Source organism: Hanstruepera sp. CR43, from assembly GCF_055227665.1.
This window is the reverse complement of the sequence record NZ_CP200078.1, coordinates 2,980,754-3,001,471: the sequence shown is the minus strand read 5'-3', so window position 1 is coordinate 3,001,471 and position 20,718 is coordinate 2,980,754. Positions and strand designations below refer to the sequence as shown.

18 protein-coding genes, 1 other RNA gene and 3 pseudogenes are annotated in these 20,718 nt (G+C 35.0%); 11 read left to right on the top strand and 11 right to left on the bottom strand.

The genetic code is table 11. From position 1 onward, the window contains the following. Positions 1 to 3: 3 nt before the first annotated feature. Both ACKXGU_RS13775 and ACKXGU_RS13770 read left to right on the top strand, forming a co-directional pair. Positions 4 to 273 (top strand): TIGR03643 family protein, encoded by a 270-nt coding sequence (locus tag ACKXGU_RS13775; RefSeq protein WP_463465844.1) that lies wholly within the window; start codon positions 4 to 6, stop codon positions 271 to 273. A 110-nt stretch (positions 274 to 383) separates the two neighbouring features. Further along, entirely contained in the window at positions 384 to 1,856 is a 1,473-nt protein-coding gene (locus ACKXGU_RS13770) for a cryptochrome/photolyase family protein (protein ID WP_463465843.1), read from the top strand. 197 nt (positions 1,857 to 2,053) lie between these two features. Here the strand turns inward: ACKXGU_RS13770 and ACKXGU_RS13765 are convergent, their stop codons facing one another. Both ACKXGU_RS13765 and ACKXGU_RS13760 read right to left on the bottom strand, forming a co-directional pair. After that, positions 2,054 to 2,950, bottom strand: coding sequence for a bestrophin family protein (locus ACKXGU_RS13765; RefSeq protein ID WP_463465842.1), 897 nt, complete (start codon positions 2,948 to 2,950; stop codon positions 2,054 to 2,056). 10 nt (positions 2,951 to 2,960) lie between these two features. Further along, positions 2,961 to 3,842, bottom strand: a complete 882-nt coding sequence (locus ACKXGU_RS13760) for a bestrophin family protein (protein ID WP_463465841.1) — start codon at positions 3,840 to 3,842, stop codon at positions 2,961 to 2,963. Between the two features lie 170 nt (positions 3,843 to 4,012). Here ACKXGU_RS13760 and ACKXGU_RS13755 point away from each other — a divergent pair, with 170 nt between their 5' ends. After that, entirely contained in the window at positions 4,013 to 4,591 is a 579-nt protein-coding gene (locus tag ACKXGU_RS13755; protein WP_463465840.1) for a hypothetical protein, read from the top strand. 153 nt (positions 4,592 to 4,744) lie between these two features. On the opposite strand, the gene ACKXGU_RS13750 is transcribed toward ACKXGU_RS13755, so the two are convergent. The 4 genes from ACKXGU_RS13750 to ACKXGU_RS13735 all read right to left on the bottom strand — a co-directional run bounded on the left by ACKXGU_RS13750 (position 4,745) and on the right by ACKXGU_RS13735 (position 7,993). Then, positions 4,745 to 5,665 carry a DUF6268 family outer membrane beta-barrel protein gene (locus ACKXGU_RS13750; RefSeq protein ID WP_463465839.1) on the bottom strand — a complete coding sequence of 307 codons (921 nt, stop codon included), beginning with the start codon at positions 5,663 to 5,665 and terminating at the stop codon, positions 4,745 to 4,747. Positions 5,666 to 5,825: 160 nt separating this feature from the next. Then, positions 5,826 to 7,058: a TlpA disulfide reductase family protein gene (locus tag ACKXGU_RS13745; RefSeq protein ID WP_463465838.1), complete on the bottom strand. Its 1,233-nt coding sequence runs from the start codon at positions 7,056 to 7,058 to the stop codon at positions 5,826 to 5,828. A gap of 99 nt (positions 7,059 to 7,157) precedes the next feature. Next, the gene (locus ACKXGU_RS13740) at positions 7,158 to 7,748 is read right to left on the bottom strand and encodes a hypothetical protein (protein WP_463465837.1); all 591 of its coding nucleotides are present in this window, start codon (positions 7,746 to 7,748) and stop codon (positions 7,158 to 7,160) included. Positions 7,749 to 7,765: 17 nt separating this feature from the next. Further along, positions 7,766 to 7,993 (bottom strand): hypothetical protein, encoded by a 228-nt coding sequence (locus ACKXGU_RS13735; RefSeq protein WP_463465836.1) that lies wholly within the window; start codon positions 7,991 to 7,993, stop codon positions 7,766 to 7,768. A 95-nt stretch (positions 7,994 to 8,088) separates the two neighbouring features. Between ACKXGU_RS13735 and pheT the strand changes: the two genes are divergently transcribed. Beyond that, positions 8,089 to 10,515 carry a phenylalanine--tRNA ligase subunit beta gene (pheT, locus tag ACKXGU_RS13730; protein WP_463465835.1) on the top strand — a complete coding sequence of 809 codons (2,427 nt, stop codon included), beginning with the start codon at positions 8,089 to 8,091 and terminating at the stop codon, positions 10,513 to 10,515. A 7-nt stretch (positions 10,516 to 10,522) separates the two neighbouring features. Then, entirely contained in the window at positions 10,523 to 11,362 is an 840-nt protein-coding gene (locus ACKXGU_RS13725; protein WP_463465834.1) for a phosphatase PAP2 family protein, read from the top strand. 62 nt (positions 11,363 to 11,424) lie between these two features. Here ACKXGU_RS13725 and ACKXGU_RS13720 read toward each other — a convergent pair whose 3' ends face one another. Continuing rightward, the gene (locus ACKXGU_RS13720) at positions 11,425 to 11,616 is read right to left on the bottom strand and encodes a cold-shock protein (protein WP_103052527.1); all 192 of its coding nucleotides are present in this window, start codon (positions 11,614 to 11,616) and stop codon (positions 11,425 to 11,427) included. Between the two features lie 175 nt (positions 11,617 to 11,791). On the opposite strand from ACKXGU_RS13720, the gene ACKXGU_RS13715 reads away from it, so the two are divergent. Beyond that, entirely contained in the window at positions 11,792 to 12,025 is a 234-nt protein-coding gene (locus tag ACKXGU_RS13715; RefSeq protein WP_463465833.1) for a DUF2007 domain-containing protein, read from the top strand. On the opposite strand, the pseudogene ACKXGU_RS13710 reads toward ACKXGU_RS13715, so the two are convergent. Beyond that, positions 12,026 to 13,652: pseudogene (locus ACKXGU_RS13710) on the bottom strand (ABC-F family ATP-binding cassette domain-containing protein). A 131-nt stretch (positions 13,653 to 13,783) separates the two neighbouring features. Here ACKXGU_RS13710 and ACKXGU_RS13705 point away from each other — a divergent pair. Beyond that, positions 13,784 to 15,241, top strand: a complete 1,458-nt coding sequence (locus tag ACKXGU_RS13705; RefSeq protein ID WP_463465832.1) for a TlpA family protein disulfide reductase — start codon at positions 13,784 to 13,786, stop codon at positions 15,239 to 15,241. A gap of 71 nt (positions 15,242 to 15,312) precedes the next feature. Here the strand turns inward: ACKXGU_RS13705 and fsa are convergent. The 3 genes and pseudogenes from fsa to ffs form a co-directional block, all read right to left on the bottom strand. After that, positions 15,313 to 15,967: pseudogene (gene fsa / locus ACKXGU_RS13700) on the bottom strand (fructose-6-phosphate aldolase). Between the two features lie 102 nt (positions 15,968 to 16,069). Next, positions 16,070 to 16,873: pseudogene (locus tag ACKXGU_RS13695) on the bottom strand (SDR family oxidoreductase); the annotation flags it as partial. Positions 16,874 to 16,932: 59 nt separating this feature from the next. Further along, positions 16,933 to 17,031: signal recognition particle sRNA small type (gene ffs, locus ACKXGU_RS13690), an RNA gene on the bottom strand. A gap of 89 nt (positions 17,032 to 17,120) precedes the next feature. Between ffs and ACKXGU_RS13685 the strand changes: the two genes are divergently transcribed. From ACKXGU_RS13685 to ACKXGU_RS13670, 4 genes are all read left to right on the top strand, one after another. Beyond that, the gene (locus tag ACKXGU_RS13685) at positions 17,121 to 18,155 is read left to right on the top strand and encodes a glutaminyl-peptide cyclotransferase (RefSeq protein WP_463465831.1); all 1,035 of its coding nucleotides are present in this window, start codon (positions 17,121 to 17,123) and stop codon (positions 18,153 to 18,155) included. 8 nt (positions 18,156 to 18,163) lie between these two features. Continuing rightward, positions 18,164 to 18,547, top strand: coding sequence for an acyl-CoA thioesterase (locus ACKXGU_RS13680; protein WP_463465830.1), 384 nt, complete (start codon positions 18,164 to 18,166; stop codon positions 18,545 to 18,547). Between the two features lie 64 nt (positions 18,548 to 18,611). Further along, entirely contained in the window at positions 18,612 to 20,177 is a 1,566-nt protein-coding gene (locus ACKXGU_RS13675; protein ID WP_463465829.1) for a hypothetical protein, read from the top strand. A gap of 93 nt (positions 20,178 to 20,270) precedes the next feature. Continuing rightward, positions 20,271 to 20,714 (top strand): nuclear transport factor 2 family protein, encoded by a 444-nt coding sequence (locus ACKXGU_RS13670; protein ID WP_463465828.1) that lies wholly within the window; start codon positions 20,271 to 20,273, stop codon positions 20,712 to 20,714. Positions 20,715 to 20,718: the final 4 nt, after the last annotated feature.

The following is a 20,718-nucleotide window of genomic DNA, read 5'->3' as shown; positions in this document are numbered from 1 at the left end:
TTTATGGATTTAAGACAACTGGACAGGGTTATAGAAATGGCCTGGGAAGACCGAACACCTTTTGAAGCTATTGATTATCAGTTTGGGCTATCGGAATCCGATGTCATTGAAATCATGCGCAAAGAACTAAAACCGAGTTCATTTAAATTGTGGCGAAAACGCGTGAAGAGCGGTGTGAGTCAAAAGCACCTCAAACGCCGTAATGTGAACATAAGTAGATTCAAATGTTCAAGACAACGAACTATTTCCAACAATAAAATAGCCAAACGATAGATTTTCCAACGACTATAGAAAGTATTCAACGGCGGATTAATCAAATTGATCCCATTCGCTATGCTGCAATTCAAACCTCAATGAGATAATTAATCTATTATTTGCAAGACATGAAAGCTGTCAATATCATATTTCCGCATCAATTGTTTTCTCAATCGCCTTTGCTAGAAAACGATTATCCTAAATATCTGGTTGAAGAATATTTGTTTTTCAAACAATATGCATTTCACAAACAGAAAATAGCCTTTCACAGAGCAACCATGAAATGCTATGAGGCACAACTCATAAAAGACAACCATTCCGTTGTATATATTGATAGCGAGAATAACCTATCTGATATTCGATTATTAATTGATCAACTAAATAAAGAAGGCGTAACCGAATATCATGTCATAGATCCCGTTGATAACTGGCTGGAAAAACACCTAAAATCCAATTTAGATGGTAACAAACTGGTAACATATAACAACCCTTTGTTTATCAATACTCCAGATGATCTCAAGCAATTTTTTAAGCCGTATAAGCAGAACTTCTCCCAGACCGTCTTTTACAAACAACAACGTAAAAAACGACACATCCTGTTAGATAACAATCAGGATCCCAAAGGCGGCAAATGGACTTTCGATACCGAAAACCGAAAAAAATATCCTAAAGATAAAACACCGCCAAGCATCCATTACCCAGATGCATCCGAGTACTGGAATCAGGCTGTAAATTATACTGAAACCCATTTTAAAAACAATCCTGGCGAACTGACTAAAGAACGCCTCTACCCTATTACCCCTGAAGAATCTAAAGATTGGTTACAGCAATTTTTAGAATACCGCTTTTATGATTTTGGGGCTTATGAAGATGCCATTGTCAAACAAGAAATTATTTTAAACCATAGTGTGCTCACACCCATGCTTAATGTGGGTTTGATAGCGCCCAACGAAATTATTGAGGCCGCTATTTCCTTTGCAGAACAAGAGCAAATTCCCATAAATTCTTTGGAAGGCTTTGTCCGCCAAATATTAGGTTGGCGCGAATTTATGCGTGGCATGTACGAGCACAAAGGTAGTTTTTCGCGAACCAAAAATTTTTGGGGATTTAAGCGGGAACTACCTGCCTCGTTTTACAATGGGACCACAGGTATAGAACCTGTTGATGAAGCCATTAAAAAAGTGCTTAAAACGGGTTATTGTCACCATATAGAACGCCTGATGGTTTTAGGCAACTTTATGCTGCTTTGTGAGTTTCATCCGGATGCTGTTTACAAATGGTTTATGGAACTGTTTATTGATGCCTATGACTGGGTTATGGTGCCCAATGTATATGGTATGAGCCAGTTTGCCGATGGTGGTTTGTTTGCTACAAAACCTTATATATCGAGCTCCAACTATATTAAAAAAATGAGCAATTACGGTAGCGGTGACTGGGAGGCTATTTGGGATGGTTTGTTTTGGAATTTTGTAAACAAGCAGCAAGATTTTTTTAAATCAAACCCCAGAACCAGTATGGTGGCCCACAACCTCAACCGACAGGATAATGCAACCAGACAAGCTCATTTTAAAACAGCTCAAAACTTCCTGAATAGTTTATAACTATTAGTAATTACGTATAAGTACATATTGAAATTGTGGATTGAAAAAACTAACTTCGCTTATCAGTCGATAAAATCAATTAAAACAGAATTTATCTCAACGCTGTAGCTAATTTTGACTCATCCTGAAATAAGGCTACAATCAGAATTTGAACCATGTACTGCGTTTTTTAATAGACTTTTTATTTTAGGGAGGGATTATTTAACCCAAAATTTACCCCCAACAGGAGGTTCGGATAAGGCATTTTTTTCTATTAATTGCAACAAACCTCTTTCTATACTGTAGGATATGCTAGAAATAGGAATATCACTAGGTAAATCTTCAAAAGGATCTTGCATGTCTACAGAAATTTGTTCTAACGATAAAAATATAGTTGAGATTACGGTAGTAAAAATGACTTCGAAGAAGTGTGCCGAATCTACTATTGCCAATGCTAATAAGCCTGAAAATACATAAATTGAAATAACAATTAACAAATCGTATAAAACAGGAAATTTAGTTGATTTAATACGTTCGGTTTTACCCAAAGAGGCTTCTAAAGCTGTCAATATTTTTTCAATTTCTATGTGATGTATGATGTCTAATTTATTTGAAAAAAGTACTTTCTTTAAATCTTCAGACTGCAATTTTAAAATAACTTGATTGGCATTAACAGCATTTTTAATCTTAACTTGTTCATTGGTATCAAAATATTGTAATTGAGTTTCTGAAATGGGTAGTTTTCTTAATCTTTTTACTAATATATGATTCCAACCTACCTGACGCATAATCATCCTTTCTTTGAGCTCTTTTTCATCTTCACTAATAAATGTTAAAATTAAACGAGATAAGGACCTATTATCATTTACTATTGCCCCCCAAACTTTTCTAGCTTCCCACCATCTGTCATAAGCTTGATTGGTCCTGAAGGCTAGAATAAAAACTAAAGCAGTACCAACAAAGGCCGGTATTCCTATTGGGTGCTGTATGACAGCATATTTATCAATTAGATCACCACCAAAACCCATTGCTATTGCCAAGATGATAACAATCAATATTTTATATTTAATTCTACCTAAAACGTAGCTTAATGGTATTTTTGTATTTATAAGCATAGTTCTTCAATTACATAATAAATTTATCATCTATATATGGGTTTTTGTGTTCAACTTTTTCTCCTATCAAATCATTAAGTTCCTGTTCAATATTATGGCAGACAGAAAGCATCGGTGTGTCTGAAGGGGTATTTTCAAAAGGATTTTCTAATTCTTTTGCAATTCGGTAAAATGCTAAAAAAAGTGCAGATACTATAAACGTAACAGATGCTTCAAAAAAAGTTTTGTCATCATCTATAAAATATACTGCTATTATGACAAATATGTAAATGGTAATATGGATAAGTCTGTCATAAATAGTTGGGATTATAGTTTTTTTTATACGTTCTGCTTTACCCATGTCTGCTTCAATCTGATATAAAAAGCTCTCCATTTTTGTATGAAGAAAAATGTTTATTTTTTCATCTCTATATTTTTTTATGAGTCTTTCTGATTGAAATAATAAGATAATTTGATTTGGATTATCGTGCTTATTTATTCTTTCAATTTCTTCTGTTGTGTAATACTTTAAATATTCTTTAGGAACTTCTTTTCCCCTTAATCTATATGCAAGAATATAAGCCCATGCAACTTGTTCTTTAGCCATTCTTTTTGCAACGTCAAAACTTAAGTGAGTTAAAACAAAACGGTTAAAACTTCTAGTATTATTAGCGATTTCTTCCCAAATTTGTTTAGCCTCCCACCATCTTGCATAAGCTTTATTGGTTCTAAAAGCTATGGTAACTACCAAAACTGTACCTAAAAAAGAAGGAATTGCCAAGTTAAATTCATCTAACAAATATAAATTGTCATCGAGCTCACCAATAATCACACAAATTATCGCTATAATAAGTAACTCCCAAGCAATGGCTTTGAAGATAAATTTTATTGTTTTAGGATGTTTTAAATACATGCTTTAATTGGCTTATTTTGCTTTTAAATGGAGTTTAAATATATATTAAAAAAACAATTAAAAACATGCAAATAAAAACAATCAAGCATTTTAATAGAAATTATTCTTAATGTCAGATCTGAAGATTAAATTTATATTTTACATTTAACCATATTTCAGGACAAGACATTATGAAAAAAATCCTGCTGACATTAATAATCGGAATTTTATTGTCCAATTGCACTAACAAAAAAACTGAAACAGAAGAAGTTGTAGAAACAGCAGAAAGTTTGATTGAAAACCTCGTGAATATGGAAAATGGAACTTTGAAAATTATTGATACTTATCAAGAACTTTTATTAAAACAAAAAGGAGATAAGTGCGGAGAATGGGGAGGCGACACACAAGAAATTCGGATTTACAAAACGGAGCAGAAAGGAAAAGTTTTTGCTGACTATAAACACACAATTATTGATTGTAAAGATCCATATTCAGATAAAAGTGAGCCTAAAGTTATTGAGAAAAAGAAAATAATTTTAAATCAATCGGAATTGAGTTTAATAGAGGAAAGTATTTCTGAATTAATAAATTACAAACTGACAACTGAACAGCAAATTTCGCACAGCGGAATCCTGAATTATGTGATTTCAAGGGATTCTACATTAATGATTACGGATTGGCCTTCCTTTGGATGGCCTAAATTCAGAGAATTAATAAAGAAAATTGAAAAGAAAAAACTTTTGGCAACATTGGCCATGCCACACCTTTGATTAGTCGTTCCAGAGTTTTGATTAGTCATGCTCTAACTTTGATTGACCATTCTAGAGTTTTGATTGTTTACCACAAAACCATGAACTACATAATGAGGAACCTTCATAATTAAAGAAAAGAAAAAACAAACTCAAGCCCTTTTAAAGGCTGATTTATTTATTTGGGAATATTCGATAAACCAACTCAAGTTTCAGAAAAGGGCTTCCGTTAATCTTTGGATTTAACTGTATCCTATCATCTTTAAAATTAAATGCTATAAACCCAAAACCAATTTTGTTTCCATATTCATGTACTTGATAATCATCACTGCTAAATCCTATTTTTGCACGAAGTAATACATTTTTGAATATTCTGTTTAATTGTACGTACCCAGCAAATTCCAAAGAATTCAATTGTACATATTGATTGGAATTGTCCTTTTCTAAATTAAAACTTCTGCCAATACCAAAATAGCTAAATCCATAAGTGAGATTTTTTACGGTATAATTAATATCTGCCGAAATAGGCAAAAACATATCCATTTCGAATTTTTTATTCTTACTCAATGAGTACCAACCAATTATGGGCGTCGTATAAAAACCAAATGCTTCAGAAGAACTATACAGGCCCAGTCTGTAGGACAGGTTTTTTCTCTTGTTCATTTTCAAAATGCCAATGCCACCAATAAAAATATCATTTTGAGATATCGCATGATAATCTGATTGAATTTTTGGCAATAATATAAAAGTCAAGCTCCATTTCTCATTTAGCGTAGAACTGAAACCTAATTTAAATGTTGTACTAAATAGTCTACTATATGGGCTTTCAACACCATTATCTGGTGGGTACAGCTGCAAGCGGTTCTTACTGAAGATAAAGCCTGTAACTATTGCACTATTGGAATTTAAAATAATTGGAAATGTTAGATCTGCTTCTAATACCGATACGTTTGTACTACTGCTACTTCCTTCAAAAGAATTATTAAAGGAATTAAAATACCCAATTTTAAAAATATCCAGATAATCTTGCGCAAAAGAAAAATCCGGATAAAAAAAACAGACAAAAATCAGACTCTTTAAAAACCCCGAACTCATAGAATAATGCTTTTACAAACAATCTAAAATGGGGCATTTGTTACAATATACTGAATTTAAGTTACTTAACATTAAAGAAAAATAATCAACCAAACACGACTTGTTATGCTTCCTTTTATAAATAGCATGATGCATAACATAAAATATTGAGGCTTTTATATCATTCCGCCAACAACTCCCCTACAAACCCTTCAAATTCTGTTGTAAACTGGGTGTATTTTTCACCAGTAGCTGGACCATTAAAACCGGTATGTATTTTTCGAACCTGCCCCTTTTTATCAATAAAAATAGTTGTCGGATAACTCAATACCTGATTCAACATGGGTAATTTCTCCTGGGCTTTGGCTTTATTGGAAGTTCCCGTTTGAGCCAATAGAATAGGATACGTAATCCCAATGCGTTCTTGCAGTCTTTGAATATTCTTAAAGGCTTGGTCTTCAGTACTGACATATTCAAATGCCAGAGCCACTATTTCTAGTCCGTCTTTTTGGTGTTCCTGATAATATTTGGATAGATATTTGCTTTCATCTAAACAATTGGGACACCAGGTTCCCATTAATTGCACCAACACCACCTTGTCTTTAAAGCGGTCGTCTTCTAATGATATTTGGTTTCCGTTAGCATCTGGAAAGCTAAACGCAACTTTATCATAACCCTCTTTTAAATAGGTCAGGCTATTGGCATCTGGCAATTCGTAATCTGGATTGCGCTTGGCGGTAAACGGTTCTTGCCAATGGTTACCAGAATAAAACGTTCCAGTCATAGTGGAATCAGTTACTTTAGCTGTAAACATAAAAGCATGAGCACCATCAAAAGTTGATAATTTCAATTCGTTACCAGAAACCACTCCTTCTAAAAATCGGTAATCACCTGTGGTGGTTTCAAATGTTCCTGTAACCTTATTACCTGTTTGTTTAAAAACACCTTTGGATATATAACGATTGTCATCAGAACTGGGACTAAACACTGTTTCCCAGGTTCCAGACAAGTCACTTGTCGCTGGCTCGTTCGCTTCAAAACGCACATCCGATTGGATTGCTACAAACGGCACATAGCGATTAAGCGCTTCCTTAACATAATTTCCAGTCAATGAACCATCCTCATTAATTTTAGCTAGCAAATAGGCTTGAAAAACAGGCGTTTTTATATAAACTGAATCGTTTTCATAGGTTATTTCATCAATTTCTATCACCTCGTTGGCATTATATACTTTGGCTGTAGTCGAAGAAGTTACTTCCATTAGAAATGGCAGTTCTACCCCATTATTCAAATCTAATGCTACACGATACGTGCCAGTTTCCAGAGTGTTAGATTCGGATTTGGTTTCCGTTTTGTTTTCTGTTTTACAGGAAAATAGTGTTATAAAAACGAGAGAAAAAATAAGATAGCGCATAATGAATTTTTGATGTTAGTCGAAGAAACAAAAAATAATTGCAACAAAAAAAAGGTGTTAACACATTAACACCTTTTTTATCATTTAATTGAAAATTTTCTAGTTATTACCTTCTAACTCGGCATGTTTTTCCTTGATAACGCGACGCTGATTTTCCAGAGCTTGTTTAGCTTCTTGAAGTTCTTTGTCGGCCGCTCTTAACTTCGCTTCTTTTTGGGCTATCTCTTCAGCAGTCAGCGATTGACTTTTTTTAGCTGCTTCCAGACGCTCTTTAGCCTCCTTAATTTTCATATTACTGGCTTCCAATTTATATTCAACCTCTTCCGTTTCTGCGTAAGCTTGTTTTAATTGATCCATTTTAGATAACTCGGCACGTGTTGATTTCACTTCCTGCTGTTGCATTTCTTCCGAATTTCTTCGCTCAAGGGTGTTATTGTTTCGTAAATCTTCATAAGCAGCTTGCTTTTTATCAATCATAGTGCGTTCCTCATCAGATTTAGCTTGCGCCCTTGCCCTATCAAACATTTCCAGCATTCTGGTATGTTCAGCATCTTCAGCAGTCAATTGACTGTTAATTTCGCTACTTTGATTTTTAGTCCTTACGTCTTTAGCCTTTTCTTGAGCTTGCATTACTGTGCCAACAAACATAGTTAGTACAACAGCTAAAAAGGTGTTTTTTAAATTTTTCATGATTTCTTTTTTAGTTCTTAAATAGTATCGAGTTCATTTAGAGCGTCATCTAGTTCTTTAACCTCCTTGTCCAGTTCCTCTGTAGCTTTATCTACTTCTGGATCAATCGAATTGTCTGTGGCTTCTGTTCCCGTAGTCTCTTGTTGCGCTTCCGTTTCAACAGCCTCGTCAGCTTCTTTGGTGTCTCTACAAGACCAAAAACCAACGAATAATAACAAGATTAAAAGTTTAGATATCTGCCTCATATTAATTATTTCGTCCTAAAATTACAATTTTTATACCAATGTTTGAATGCTTGTGGCAATATTTTATCTTTGCACACTTAAACAGCGACTCGCACATGAAGATCTCTCTCAATTGGATTAGGCAATTTATAAAAACTGATTGGAATTCAGAACAAATAAGTGAACTTTTAACGGATTTAGGCCTTGAAGTTGAAGGCGTTACACCGTTTCAGTCGGTTAAAGGCGGCTTGAATGGCATTGTTGTAGGTGAAGTATTAACCTGTGAACAACATAGTAATGCTGACCGATTGAAGGTGACTACCGTTTCCATTGGAGCTGGTGAGCCCTTACAGATAGTTTGTGGCGCACCCAATGTTGCCGCTAGTCAAAAGGTGCTGGTTGCTACAATAGGCACAACACTTTACACGCCTGAAGGTGAAGCCTGGACTATTAAAAAAGGTAAGATTCGTGGTGAAGAAAGTCATGGTATGATTTGTGCCGAAGATGAGCTGGGATTGGGGTCTTCTCATGATGGTATCATGGTGCTTGATGCAGATACCAAAGTAGGAACTTTAGCTTCTGAATTATTTGAAGTAGAAGATGATCAGGTTTTTGAAATTGGTTTAACGCCCAATCGTGCTGATGCCATGAGTCATTACGGTGTGGCTCGCGATTTAAAAGCAGGTTTACTCCAAAAAGAAATCAATTTGGAGTTGATAACACCTTCGGTTAGTGCTTTTCACGTCGAAAAACGCGCCTTAAAGATTGACGTCGAGGTGAAAAACAAAAATTTAGCACCACGCTATTGTGGTGTGACTATTTCTGGGCTTAAAGTTGAGGAATCTCCGGTTTGGATTCAAAACAGACTGAAAGCCATTGGTTTGGCACCAATAAATAACATCGTTGATATTACCAACTATGTACTACATGAGTTGGGACAGCCCCTACATGCTTTTGACGCATCCAAGATAAATGGTAACAAGGTGGAAGTTAAAACCCTAAAATCGGGTACTAAATTTACCACATTGGATGGTGTAGAGCGTGAGTTACATGAGGATGATCTTATGATATGCAATGCCGAAAAGCCGATGTGTATTGCTGGTGTTTTTGGAGGATTGGAATCGGGAGTAACTGAAGATACAACCAGTATCTTTTTAGAAAGTGCTTATTTTGACCCTGTAAGTATACGAAAAACGGCTAAACGCCATGGATTAAATACTGATGCTTCTTTCCGCTTTGAGCGTGGCATAGATCCAAACATTACAGAATATGCTTTAAAACGTGCTGCCTTGATGATTGAGGATATAGCTGGTGGCGAAATTACCAGCGATATCATTGATATCTATCCTAAAAAGATTGAGGATTATCAGGTTCGTTTAAGTTTCGAAAATGCCAAAAAATTAATTGGTGAAGAAATTCCACGTGAGACCATCAAGCAAATATTAATGTCCTTGGATATTAAAATTAATAATGTTACCGAAACGGGATTAGGTCTTACAGTTCCAGCCTATAGGAATGATGTTCAGCGAGAAGCCGACATTATAGAAGAAATTTTGCGTGTATACGGTTATAACAACATTCAAACCACCGAAAAATTAAATGCTTCCATATCCAATACGTCAAAGTATGAGGATTATAAGCTTCAAAATATCATAGGTAATCAATTGGTTTCACAAGGGTTTTATGAAACGATGACCAATTCATTGACTACACCAAATTACGCGAATTTAAGTCATGATTTAAATCCAGAACAGCATGTCGAGATGTTGAATCCGTTGAGTAATGATTTGAGTGTCTTAAGACAGTCTATGCTGTTTTCAGGTTTGGAAAGTATCCGTCATAATATCAATAGAAAACAGGAGAACCTGAAACTATTTGAATTTGGTAAGACCTATCATGCTTATAATGATAAGCGAGAGGAATTTAAACATTTAGCACTTTTTATAACTGGAAACAGACACACCGAACGTTGGAACTCATCTGTGCAACCGAGTGATTTTTACTATCTGAAAGGAATAATTGAATCTGTTTTCAATCGCTTGGGCATTAACAACTTAAAAGCATCACCCATTTCTTCTGATGTTTTTAGCGAGGGACTAAAATTGTCTCAAAAGAAAGTAGCGTTAGTGGAATTCGGCTTGGTAAAAAAATCCATTTTAAAACATTTTGGTATTTCCCAGAATGTATTGTTTGCTAATTTTAATTGGGATGCCGTCATCAATGCAGCTAAAAATAGTAAGGTTTCCTTCACAGCTATACCAAAATATCCAGCTGTTCGTCGTGATTTCGCATTACTGCTTGATGAATCAGTAACTTTTGCTGAAATAGACACTATTGCCATGCAAACTGAAAAGCAATTGCTAAAAGATGTGAATCTGTTTGATGTCTATGAAGGCAAGAATCTACCTAAAGGCAAGAAAAGTTATGCTGTGAGTTTCACGCTGCAAGATGAAAACAAAACGCTTACCGATAAGCAAATTGATAAAATCATGAATAAGCTTCAGGTTAACTTTGAAAAACAATTGGGAGCTGAATTAAGATAAATAGTCATTGAGATTTTTCCTTTACATCATTTGCGTTTTTTTTAGTACGGCATTGTTCGGGCAAAAAGAATTAACACTATCTAAAAAAGACACAACAACCGTATGGGAACTATTAAAATATGATGCCAAAACCACTACGCAAGGGGTAGCTCATGCTTTTACAAGTCCTCTTCGTTGGGAACAAGATGATTTCAGAAAGTTAACCACAATGTCTATTGGTGTTTTTGCCCTATCAATAGCCGATGAAAAAGCCACCGAATTTTTTACTGGTCAGCGAGATGATTATCCGCAATTCGCCAGAGATTTTGGGTACAGGTTTGGAAAACCTCAAACCTTTTTTGCTTTAAATGTTGGTATTTACGGTGTTGGGTTATTCACAAAAAATGAATCGTTAAGAAAAACAAGTGTCTTGATTATTTCATCGGCTATCACAACTGGTACTTTACAGGCGTTTAGCAAGACTGCATTTGGACGGGCCAGGCCCAATTCTGGAGAAGATTATGATACTTTCAATCCTTTTTCCAGTGAGGCCATGTATCATTCATTCCCTTCAGGTCATACCGTATTATCGGTAACCATGGCACACGCTATTGCAAAACAATTTGATAATACTTGGGTTAAAATTGGTATCTACTCTATTGGATCCATTACACCAATTACCAGACTTATTGAAGGTGCTCATTGGTTAACAGATGTTGCTGTTGGTTCTATTTTGAGTATTGTAGTCGTTGATTGTATCGACAGGTTCTTATACAAAAAAGAAAAATACAATTATAAAAAGCCTTCTAAAATAAGCTGGAATCTAACCTTTTCGAGCAATCAAATAGGTTTTATTGGAACTTTTTAAAAATAAAAAAGCCTCGACTATTCGAGGCTTTTTCTTTCAATAAGTTTAAAATAATATATATATTATAATACTTTAACGTTTACTGCGTTCATTCCTTTTCTACCTTCTGTTAGATCGAATTCTACTACATCACCTTCACGAATCTCATCGATTAATCCAGAAATGTGAACAAAATGTTCTTTTTTTGTGTCGTCTTCAACAATAAATCCAAATCCTTTTGAATCATTGAAGAATTTTACTGTTCCTTTACTCATTGTAATAATTTAAAAATTTTAATAAAGTACAAATATAGACTATTAATGTTATCTATAAGTTTTTTTAGGGTTAATTTTTAATTATCGTATTTTCAGGTAGTTACAATCGGCTTTTAAAAGCTCAATATTATACATAAATTTTGTATCTTTATTAGGAAGCTAAATCATCTAAATTATGGATTCAGACTATAAAAAAATATACACGGGAAGTTTTATTGTAGCCCAATTAATCATTGATAAATTAAACGCATTAGGAATCACTGCCATAGTCAAAGATGAAACAGAATCCGCTAGATTGGCAGGATTTGGTTCTTCAGTGCCAGGTTACCAAGATATTTACGTCAATGTTGACGAATTGGAAAGTGCCATTCCTGTTGTTGAAAGTGTCAAGTCTGAATTAGAAACTTGATTACACCGTAACAGCATACATTTTATTTCGCAGCTCCTTAATTTTAGAATCTTGCATGTACTCGTCGAACGTTGTATATCGGTCAATAACGCCATTTGGTGTTAATTCCACGACGCGATTAGCAACTGTTTGTGCAAACTCATGGTCATGGGTCGTAAACAACACAGTTCCTTTAAAGTTTTTAAGCGAGTTATTGAATGCTGTAATACTCTCCAAATCCAAGTGATTTGTTGGCTCGTCTAACATCAATACATTGGCACGCATCATCATCATGCGGCTTAACATACAACGGACTTTCTCACCACCAGAACAATACATTTGATTTTTTGAGAGCCTCTTCACCACTAAAAATCATTTTACCTAAAAAGCCACGAATATAAACTTCCTCGCGCTCTTCTTCAGTTTTTGCCCATTGGCGTAACCAATCAACCAAGGTTAGATTGTTTTCAAAAAATTTACTGTTATCCAAAGGTAAATATGATTGCGTGGTTGTTATACCCCAACTAAACTTCCCTGAATCAGCTTTTAGGTTATCGTTCAATATTTCATAGAAAGCTGTTGTAGCTCTAGAATCTTTAGAATAGACCACGACCTTGTCACCTTTGGCTAGATTTAAATCTATATTTTGAAATAATAATTCACCATCAATAGAAGCCGAAAGCCCTTCAATATTTAAAATTTGATCACCTGCCTCACGTTCACGCTCAAAAATAATAGCAGGATAACGACGACTAGTAGGTCTGATTTCGTCAATGTTCAATTTATCAATCATCTTTTTTCTACTGGTAGCTTGCTTACTTTTAGCCACATTCGCAGAAAAACGACGTATAAATTCTTCCAGTTCCTTTTTCTTTTCTTCAGCCTTTTTGTTTTGTTGCGCACGCTGTTTAGCAGCTAATTGGGATGATTCATACCAAAACGTATAATTACCTGAATAATGGTTTATTTTCCCAAAATCGATATCCGAAATATGTGTACAAACGGCATCCAAAAAGTGACGGTCATGCGAAACAACTATGACACAGTTGTCATAATTGGCCAAGAAGTGTTCTAACCAGGAAATTGTTTCGTAATCCAAATCGTTGGTAGGCTCATCCATAATCAATACGTCAGGATTTCCAAAAAGTGCCTGTGCCAAAAGCACACGAACTTTTTGTTTTCCATCTAAATCAGCCATCATGGTGTAATGCAAATCTTCTTTAATACCCAAATTGGATAATAAGGCTGCAGCGTCACTGTCTGCATTCCAGCCGTTCATTTCTTCAAATTCTACTTGAAGCTCGCCAATTTTTTCTGCATTTTCATCGGAATAATCAGCATACAAGGCATCAATTTCTGTTTTGATCTTGAATAGGGGTTTGTTACCCATAATAACCGTTTCCAATACGGTTTTATCGTCATACAAGTTATGATTCTGCTCTAAAACAGACATGCGCTTTCCAGGTTCCAAATGCACATGGCCAGAAGTGGGGTCCTGTTTACCAGATAAAATCTTCAAAAAAGTTGATTTACCGGCACCATTGGCGCCAATAATACCATAGCAATTGCCTTGATTAAAACTCGTACTTACCTCATCAAATAGGACACGTTTTCCGAATTGAACCGATAAATTAGAAACTGATAACATATAATCCTTGTTAAATTTTTTGCAAAAGTAGACAATTACAGGCATTTTGTAAAACAAAACCCATGTATTTAATATTTAACAACGTATTAACAAGAGGTTTTGTTTACAACATTTATTTTTGTTAGCAGAATATGCTAGATACAAGTATGATGGGATTTATAAAACGATTGAGCCTGATTCTATTTATGGCTTTAAGTTTTGTATCATGTAAAGATGACACAACTGAGCAGGATACTGATTACGCTTACCTGGGAGGTGAAATTATTAACCCAAGGAAAAACTTTGTAATCCTTTCAAAGTCAAACAGGGTTTTAGACACGGTGACCTTAGATGCCAACAACCGCTTTCTCTATAAAATTGAAAATTTAGAGAACGGTCTTTACACATTTAAATTACCAGCGGCTGAAGGGTTAGAATATCAAATGGTGCTTTTGGAACCTCGTGACAGTATTATGTTTCGCTTAAACACCCTTGAGTTTGATGAATCTCTGGTTTATACCGGCAATGGTGCCAAAAAAAACAATTACCTGATTAATTTGTTTCTTGATGGCGAAGTTGAAGATAAAATTATATTGGGTTATAGTCAGTTGCCTGCAGCAGAATTTGAAAGTCGCCTAGATTCTATTAGAAATCATAAGTTTAAGGAACTCAAAAAATTCACGGTAAACAATACGGTATCCCCAATGTTTAATGAATTGGTTGAGGGCAATATTAATTACGACTACTACTTAAGCAAAGAAGTATATCCTTTTGTAAACTATTCTCAAAACGAACGAAAAAATTTCGAGTCTTTACCTGAAGGTTTTTATAACTACAGAAAACAAATAGACTATAACTATTGTAGTTTAATGGACTATTTTCCTTACTACTCGTTCCTGAAGCATCATTTTGAAAATATTGCTTTAGCCGAGCATTTTAAACAGTCCAATGATAGTGTCTATAATATCAAGTCATTGGATTATAATATGATTCGGCTAAAACTGATTGATAGTTTGGTTGTTAATGACTCCATTAGAAATTCATTGTTAACTCAAACGGCTATCGAATACATTAGTAACAGCAAGGATGTTGACAACTACGACACTGTTTTACAGTCTTTCATTAACAAGAATAACAATCCTAAACAGCGTAATTATGTTACGAGTATTGTAGAATCTCTTAAAGGACTTAAAACAGGTAATAAATTGCCTGCGGTGAATATTATTGATGGTTCTGGTAAGGAAAAATCTTTAAAGTCTATAATCCACAAACCTACTGTTATTTATTTTTGGTCTTCTACCTATCGTTCGCATATAGAAAGTCATAAAAAAGCAAACGAGTTAAAAATTAAATATCCTGAAATTCAGTTTATAGCCATTAATGTCAATAACGATGATAAAAATTTATGGCAAAAACTTGTCAAGCAATATCACTACGATACGCAATCAGAATTTTTATTTGCCAATCCTAAAGATGCAAGACATAAATTAGCAATCTACCCTATTAATAAGGTAATGATAGTCAATCAAAAGGGTGAAATTGCCAATGCCCACACTAGCATGTTCAACATACGCTTTGAAGAAGAACTATTAGGCTTACTGAATCAGTAGCCATTTACAATCTATGAAAAAGAAAAAGCCTCAACAATTGTTGAGGCTTTTTTATCTTTAATAAACAGGTATTAATTGCCCTTTTTAAAGTCTTCTAAAAATTTAGCCAATCCAATGTCCGTTAATGGGTGCTTTAATAAGCCTTCAATAGCACTTAATGGCCCAGTCATAACATCTGCTCCCAATTTAGCGCAGTCGATAATATGCATGGTATGACGAACCGAAGCCGCTAAAATTTCAGTGTCAAAAGCATAGTTATCATATATGTGACGAATTTCAGATATCAAGTTTAATCCATCAGTTGAAATATCATCCAAACGACCAATAAATGGTGATACATAAGTGGCACCAGCTTTTAGCAGCCAATAAAGCCTGACCTGGAGAGAACACCAACGTGACATTGGTTTTAATGCCCTTATCCGAAAAGTATTTACATGCTTTTACGCCATCTTTAATCATGGGTAATTTAACCACAATTTGATCGTGCAATTCGGCCAAAGCCTCACCTTCACGAATCATGCCTTCAAAATCGGTAGCGATTACTTCAGCACTCACATCACCATCAACGATATTGCAAATATCTACATAGTGCTTCATGATATTATCGTGCCCAGTAATGCCTTCTTTAGCCATCAAAGATGGATTGGTAGTCACACCATCTAAAACACCTAAATCCTGTGCTTCACGAATTTGATCAAGGTTAGCCGTATCAATAAAAAATTTCATAGAAAATATTGTTATAAGTTGTGTTTAATATGGTGCAAAAGTACAACTAAATGGGAGTTTATATGTTGTCATTTTATTAAAAATAATTAACAAATGTAGCCATCATATCTTGTAATGGTTCATGAGCATTTTTTCATAAACAGTATCGGGCAGAATGCGTTTTAGAACTATAGAAAATTTCTGCATAAACTCCCCTACTTTATAATGAACTTTGGGTTTGGGTGTATTAATAATGGCCAAAATAGCTTTAGCCATTTCCAATGGATCTTTACCAGCATCCACATGCTCGTTCATCAGCTCTAAAGATTTTCCATAGGTCTCTTTGTATGGCGAGCTATCTAAAACTGGTGCATGGTAACGACCAGCCGCGATATTAGTCGCAAAATCACCTGGAGCCACATTGGTCATTCTAATTTTAAATGGTTTTAGTTCCATTCTAAAGGCTTCGGTTAACAACTCCAGAGCACCTTTACTGGCACTGTAAATGCCACGATAAGGCAATCCCATATAACCTGCAATTGATGTTACATTGATAATTAATCCTGATTGTTGGCTCCGCATATGAGGTAACACAGCTTTAATGACATTTATAGGCCCAAAGAAATTGGTTTCAAAATTGTTTTTTATTTCAGCCTCTGGAATTTCTTCAATTGGTCCTGTTATACCGACTCCAGCATTATTAATCAGCACATCAATTCTTCCGGCCTTTTCAATAATATGAGTAACAGCGTTACTGATAGTTTCTGGTTTTGTAACATCGAGACCTACAATTGAAATTTTACTGTTTGAATATTTTTCTGGTGACCGACTCGTTCCATAAACCTCAAATCCTTTTTCAGTTAAAAATTCACCAATCGATTTTCCAATCCCTGACGAACCACCGGTTATCAATACAACTTTAGAACATAAATTTTGAGCTTTTGCAGGTTAAAAATACAATAAAAAAGGAAAGTTTTGGGTACAAAAAAAGGCAAGCTACCTACATCACACCGCTACGACCGCTTACCCTTGCTGCGTTCCCGCCCTGGGGGATTCAGCAGGAGCTGGTTGTGTAGGACTTGCCGGGTGCAAAGATACAACCCTTTTAAATTTCTCACAATGATTTTTTAAACTGAATTTTAATAAATATCTTGGTCAAAATTTACATAAAATCATGACTTCTTATAAGTATCTTACTATCATATTTTTAGGCTTAATTGTTATCTCCTGCGGTTCGAATGTAGATATCCTAAAAAAGGATATTTCCATTGTAACCAATTCAGCTAATAATGCTATAGAAATTGGAAATAAACTGGAATTATCTTTAAAAAACCCAAAAAATCACGACATAAAAGGTTTAACCTATACTTTAGATGGCAACCCTGTGTCCTCAAGTACCAATCTTACGGATTTACATTTGGGAACGCATGATGTCATTGCCAATTTTAAACTGGAAGGTGAAGACGTCAGTATTTCAGAAAGCATAACAATTCTCAACAATCAATCGCCTACCATCTATACCTTTAATATCCTCAATGAATACCCTCATGATATGAATTCCTACACACAAGGATTAGAATTTTATAAGGGTGAGCTGTATGAAGGCACTGGTCAGTATCGTGCATCAAAATTGCGAAAAGTGAATTATAAAACGGGTGAAGTACTTAAAAATATTGATCTAGCCAATGAATATTTTGGCGAAGGTATTACCATTCTAAACGATAAGATTTACCAATTAACCTGGAAAAAAGGTACTGGATTCGTGTATGATGTCAATACTTTTGAGAAAACAGGTAGCTTTAGATATGGTAACAGCTTGGAAGGTTGGGGCATTTGCAATGATGGAATGAAATTATACAAAAGTGATGGTACTGAAAAAATTTGGACCTTAAATCCTGAAACATTGGTTGAGGAAGGTTTTATACAGGCTTATCACAATAAAGGCAAAGTTGTGGAATTAAATGAATTAGAATGGATTAATGGGAAAATTTATGCCAACCGTTGGAATAAAAACGGTGTAGCCATAATAAATCCAAATAACGGTGCTGTTGAAGGTGTTATTGACTTCACGCCTTTAAGAGATCAGGTAACCCAACACCCAAGATTGGATGTCCTTAATGGATTGGCTTACAATCCTGAAACGAAAACCTTATTTGTTACTGGGAAATACTGGGACAAACTTTTTGAAGTGGAAATTGTTGAAAAATAAGCCACATCATGCAAATCTTTGAAATTCTTAAAACAGTTTCTAAAACGGATTTAGACGCTTTAAATCATGTTAACAATGTACAATATGTGCAATGGGTTCAGGATATTGCTGAAAAACACTGGTTAACTCGAGCCTCTGAAACGATATTAAAGGATTATTTTTGGGTCATGATATCACATCACATCCAATATAAGCAACCTGCTCTATTGGATGATATCATTACCATTAAAACCTATGTAACCAAGTCAGAAGGTGTGACATCCTCAAGAATGGTCGAGTTTTATAAAGGTGATTCGCTATTGGCAAAATCGGAAACGCAATGGTGTTTTATGAGTAAAACAACTCTAAAACCGACTCGAATAACTGAAGAAGTCAAAAAATTATTTGAGTAATTTTCGTCTTGGCATACGAAATCATCAATTCAAAAGTTATATTTTTGAACAAATTGAAATCCACATGAAGCATGTCCTTTACACACTTTTAACCATGGTTTTTTTAATAAGTGTGAGTTCCTGTAGAAAAGATTTGGAATTTTCACCCAGTACTGGAAATTTACAGTTTTCTAAAGATACGGTATATCTAGATACCGTATTTACTAATATTGGGTCCAGCACATACACCCTAAAGGTTTACAACCGTAGTAATGATGATATCAGCATCCCCACCATCAGATTGGGCTTGGGTGAGGATTCTGAATACCGATTAAATGTGGATGGCATTCCTGGAAAATCCTTTCAGAATGTAGAAATATTGGCAAAGGACAGTATGTACGTGTTTATTGAAACAACGATAGATATTAATAATTTACCCGATACTAACGGCGAATTTTTATATATCGATAAAATAGAGTTTGACTCAGGAATGAATAAACAAGAGGTTGATTTAGTTACTTTAGTTAAAGATGCTATTTTTATCTATCCAGATCGTGATAATACCACAGGAATAATTGAAACACTCACTTTAAATATCGGAGGCGAACAGGTGGAAACCGATATTCAGGGTCGCTATTTAATGCCCGATGAATTGACATTTACCAACGAACGCCCTTATGTTGTTTATGGCTATGCCGCCGTTCCAAATAGTGAAACCTTAACAGTTGAAGCAGGTGCTCGCGTGCATTTCCATGCCAATTCTGGTATTTTAGTGACAGAAGGGGCTTCACTCCACGTCAATGGAGCGTACAGTCTCGACCAAGATCTTTTAGAAAACGAAGTTGTTTTTGAAGGTGACCGACTCGAACCTGCTTTTAGTGATGTTCCAGGTCAATGGGGAACTATTTGGCTGTTTGAAGGTAGTGCCAATAACATAATCAATTATGCTACCATTAAAAATGCCGGTGTTGGTGTTTTAAGTGATGGCAATCCCGATGAATCAGGTGCCAAATTACAAATCAGTAATTCACAGATTTACAACTCCAGTAATTTTGGGATTTTGGGTAGAAACACATCAATTACAGGACAGAATGTGGTTATCAACAACTCCGGACAATCGTCATTAGCCGGAACTTTGGGTGGCCGATACAATTTCACCCATTCTACTATTGTAAATTACTGGCGAAACAGTTTCAGACAGTTTCCAGCCCTCTTATTAAACAATTATTCTGAAACGGCCGAAGCTACGGTTATTACAGACCTTGCTGAAGCCAATTTTAATAACTGCATTATATATGGAAATGACAACCCAGAATTTATTTTGGATGAAATTAATGATAATAACGATCCTGTACTCTTTGAATTTAAGTTTTCAAACTGCTTGATACGATTTTCAGATCCGAATAACAATTTCACGGATGACAATTATGATTTTAACAACTCAGACCTGTATGATGGAATCGTATTCAATATAGATCCTCATTTTATGGATACTGAAAACAACAAACTGATTATCGGTGAAAACTCCGGAGCTATCAACATTGGTTCGCCAGCATTTGTTAATGGCACCACGCAATTTGACATACTTAATATAGATAGATTATCTTCAGAAACACTAGATTCTGGTGCTTTCCAACATATTACATTTTAGATTAACGTCTCGTTAACAACTAGTTACTGTTTTAATAGTTACTTTTATTACGCAACCTCATATTGCTAAATTTTAATCAAACTAACGAACAGCATGGAAAAATTTATTTCAATTGCCCTATTTATAACCTCCATGGTTATTGGGCATGCACAAACGGAACACGAAAAGGTAGAAAAAGCCTGCTACAATTACATTGAAGGATTTTATGAAGGGGACACATCTAAACTGAAAGCCAGTTTACAACCCGAGCTCAACAAATTTGGTTTTTGGAAGGACAAGGAAACTGGAGACTACAAGCAAGTAGACTATATGTCTTATGATCAAGCATTGGCTTATGCTGAAAATGTGAAAGCCAAGAAAAACTTTGCAAAACCTAACTCCCCTAAAGAAGTTGAAGTGCTCAATATGAGCAACAGTATAGCAGCAGCAAAAGTCACAGCCTGGTGGGGCATTGATTATATTCTATTGTCCAAACGCGGTAATAAGTGGATGATTGAGCAGGTCCTTTGGGAGGGTCCTTATGAAGAAAAGTCATGAATTA